This window comes from uncultured Microbacterium sp. (assembly GCF_963521645.1).
Lineage (GTDB): Bacteria > Actinomycetota > Actinomycetes > Actinomycetales > Microbacteriaceae > Microbacterium.
Genome location: NZ_CAUQVQ010000145.1, coordinates 1 through 2,787, shown reverse-complemented (window position 1 = coordinate 2,787; position 2,787 = coordinate 1). Strand labels below are relative to the sequence as shown.

Annotated in this window: 3 protein-coding genes; 1 reads left to right on the top strand and 2 read right to left on the bottom strand. The window is 68.0% G+C overall.

Annotated features, from left to right (window positions below; genetic code table 11):
• Positions 1-166: 166 nt before the first annotated feature.
• Together RWO82_RS15445 and RWO82_RS15440 are read right to left on the bottom strand one after the other, a co-directional pair.
• Positions 167-793: a PadR family transcriptional regulator gene (locus RWO82_RS15445; protein WP_314428416.1), complete on the bottom strand. Its 627-nt coding sequence runs from the start codon at positions 791-793 to the stop codon at positions 167-169.
• On the bottom strand, positions 790-1,632 hold the full coding sequence (locus tag RWO82_RS15440; protein ID WP_314428415.1) for a DUF4097 family beta strand repeat-containing protein: 843 nt from the start codon (positions 1,630-1,632) through the stop codon (positions 790-792). Before RWO82_RS15440 ends, RWO82_RS15445 begins: the two co-directional genes overlap by 4 nt.
• 164 nt (positions 1,633-1,796) lie before the next feature.
• Between RWO82_RS15440 and RWO82_RS15435 the strand changes: the two genes are divergently transcribed.
• Positions 1,797-2,585: a MerR family transcriptional regulator gene (locus tag RWO82_RS15435; protein ID WP_314428414.1), complete on the top strand. Its 789-nt coding sequence runs from the start codon at positions 1,797-1,799 to the stop codon at positions 2,583-2,585.
• Positions 2,586-2,787: the final 202 nt, after the last annotated feature.

Here is a 2,787-nt window from a genome sequence, read left to right as displayed (position 1 = left end):
CCCGGTCGCCGAGCGAGGACGGCGGAGCCGACCCTCCCGGTCGCCGAGCGAGGACGGCGGAGCCGACCGAGACGAAACGCGCCGAACCCTGCACACCGCCGTCCGCAGGGCTCACCGCGTTTCGTCTCGGTGCTTCGCTCCTCGCTCGACGACCGAGGCGCCGACCTCAGCGTCCGAGGGACGCCAATGCCGTGGTGATGCCACGGGCCGCGGCATCCAACCCGTCCTCGAGGTCCGAGACCACGGATGCCGGGAGCGTGCCGCCCTTGGCGACGTGCGTGCGCAGATCGGTGCGCACGCGGGCTCGGAAGGCGTTGATGATGGCATCCGCCCTGTGCATCTCTTCACGACTCACGAGGCGCTCGTCGTCGCCCGCGGTGCGCGGACGTGACTTGGATGCCGCGCGGTCGTCCTTCTCGGCGGTGGCGAGATCGGCGCGAAGGCTCTTCATCGCCTCCTTGACGCTCTGACGCACCTCGTTCGCGATCAGCCGCACCGAGTCGGTGATCCCGGCCTCGATCCCCGCGAGGTCACCCTCGCGCGTCGACAGTTCGGCGCGTCCGGCATCCGTGATCGCGTAGATCGTGGTGCGGCCGTCGGCGGTCTTGGTGACCAGGCCCTCCTCCTCGAGCTTCGCGAGCCGGGGATAGATGGTTCCGGCGCTGGGCGTGTAGGTGCCACCGGTGCGATCGGTCAGGGCCTGGATGATGCCGTAGCCGTGCTGGGGCGACTCGGCGAGCAGTGAGAGCAGGTAGAGCCTGAGGTCGCCGTGGGAGAACACCGCGGGGCTCATGCTTCCTCCCATTCGGCGTCGTTCTCGATCGAGGCGGGGGTGCGGCGCAGCACAGTGACGCCGCCGGAGACGGAGTTGGCGCGCAGGTCGACGAAGCGACCGGCGAGCTCACCGGTCGACCCGGTGTAGTTGTTGATGCCCGACGAGCCTCGTTCGACGCCGTCGATCAGCAGGCGGCCGCTGAGCGAGCGGATCACGTACTTCGCGGCGAGCGACTCGTCGAGGCGCACCGTGGTTCCGCCCGACACCGAGTTGATGGTGATGGTGTTGACGTCGCCGGCCGCGTCGACGAGCGTCGAGCCCGACACGATGTCGACCGTGGCCTTGCGCACGGTTCCGGTGACGGCCACGTCGCCCGAGACGCTGTTCGCGGTGATCGACCCGGTGAGGCCGCGCACCTGCACGTCGCCCGAGACCGAGTTCACCGACAGATCGCCGATCAGGGTGTCGACGATGATGTCGCCGGAGACGGTGTTGAGGCGCGCGTCATTGCGGATGCCGGAGATCAACGCGCCGGCGCTGACGACGCCGAGCGTGAGGGCGATCGAGCGGGGGACGGCCACGCTCACCTCGGCCTTGGGGCCCCCGGAGCCGAAGTTGCGGAACACCTCGAGGAAGTTGTCCCAGCCGAGCTGAGGGTGGTCGATCTCGACCTCGCCGTCGTGCGCCTCGATGCGCAGGTCCTTGGTGGTGACGCCGTGCACCTCGATGCGGATGCCCGGCTCGTCGTGCGCGATGACGTCGACCTGACCGCCGACCAGGCCGATCTTCAGCCGGGTGACGTTCTCGATGTCGATGACGCGTTCTTCGCCCGGGGCGATGAGCCACTTCTCGGTCATGTCTGTTCTCCTGTGTCGAGGGATCACGATATATCGTGTCTGACAACGATAACACGATATATCTCGATCTTGTCAAGAGGTGGACGCCACTCGAGCTTGACCTTGACGCTGCGTCAACTTCTACCGTGGAGTCATCCGAACACGAATGACAGAAGGAGGATGGGATGGCCGGTCGTGAATGGTCGATCCAGGAGATCGCCCGGCTCGCGGGGACGACGAGCAGGGCGCTGCGCCACTACGACGACATCGGCCTGCTCCGGCCCACGCGCATCGCGCACAACGGCTATCGCCACTACGACGAGGCAGCGCTCGTGCGTCTGCAGCGCATCCTGCTGCTGCGTCAGCTCGGGCTCGGTCTGCCGCAGATCGCCGAGGTGCTGAACGCTCCGCGCTCGCAGCACAGCGAGGAGTCGGCGCTCGAGACCCACCTCGCGCTGCTCCGCGAGGAACAGGCTCGACTGGCACGACAGATCGCCTCGGTCGAGAACACCATCGACGCACTGAGAGGAGGTGAAGAACTCATGGCAGAGAACATGTTCGACGGTTTCGACCACACCCAGTACAAGGAGGAGGTCGAGCAGCGCTGGGGCCGCAAGGCCTACGCCGACAGCGACCGCTGGTGGCGGGGCATGACCGACGCCGAACGAGACGACTGGCAGCAGCGCGTCGCCGACCTCGGTCGCGACTGGATCGCCGCCGCGGAGAGCGGCGTCGATCCGGCATCCGCGGAGGCTCAGGACGTCGCTCGCCGTCACGTCGACTGGCTCACCGGTATTCCGGGCACCCCCGCGTCGGTGCCGGGTGGCGACGTGAAGGGCTATGTCGTCGGTCTGGGCGAGATGTACGTCGCCGATCCGCGCTTCGGCGCGAACTATGCGACGTCCGCAGGCGGCACGCACGGCGCGGAGTTCGTCCGCGACGCGCTCCGCATCTACGCGGAGGCGAACCTGTAGGGCGCGTTTCGTCTCGCTCGGCTTCGCCGTGCTCGCTCAACGACCGGGGGGCGTTTCGTCTCGCTCGGCTTCGCCGTGCTCGCTCAACGACCGGGGGGCGGGGCGTTTCGTCTCGCTCGGCTTCGCCGTGCTCGCTCAACGACCGGGGGCGGGGCGTTTCCCGGTCGTTGAGCGAGGAGCGAAGCACCGAGACGAAACGTGG

Bases quoted from the DNA above. Each gene is read 5' to 3' on its own strand.
- RWO82_RS15445 (WP_314428416.1), bottom strand. From the start codon at position 793: ATGAGCCCCGCGGTGTTCTCCCACGGCGACCTCAGGCTCTACCTGCTC.
- RWO82_RS15440 (WP_314428415.1), bottom strand. From the start codon at position 1,632: ATGACCGAGAAGTGGCTCATCGCCCCGGGCGAAGAACGCGTCATCGAC.
- RWO82_RS15435 (WP_314428414.1), top strand. From the start codon at position 1,797: ATGGCCGGTCGTGAATGGTCGATCCAGGAGATCGCCCGGCTCGCGGGG.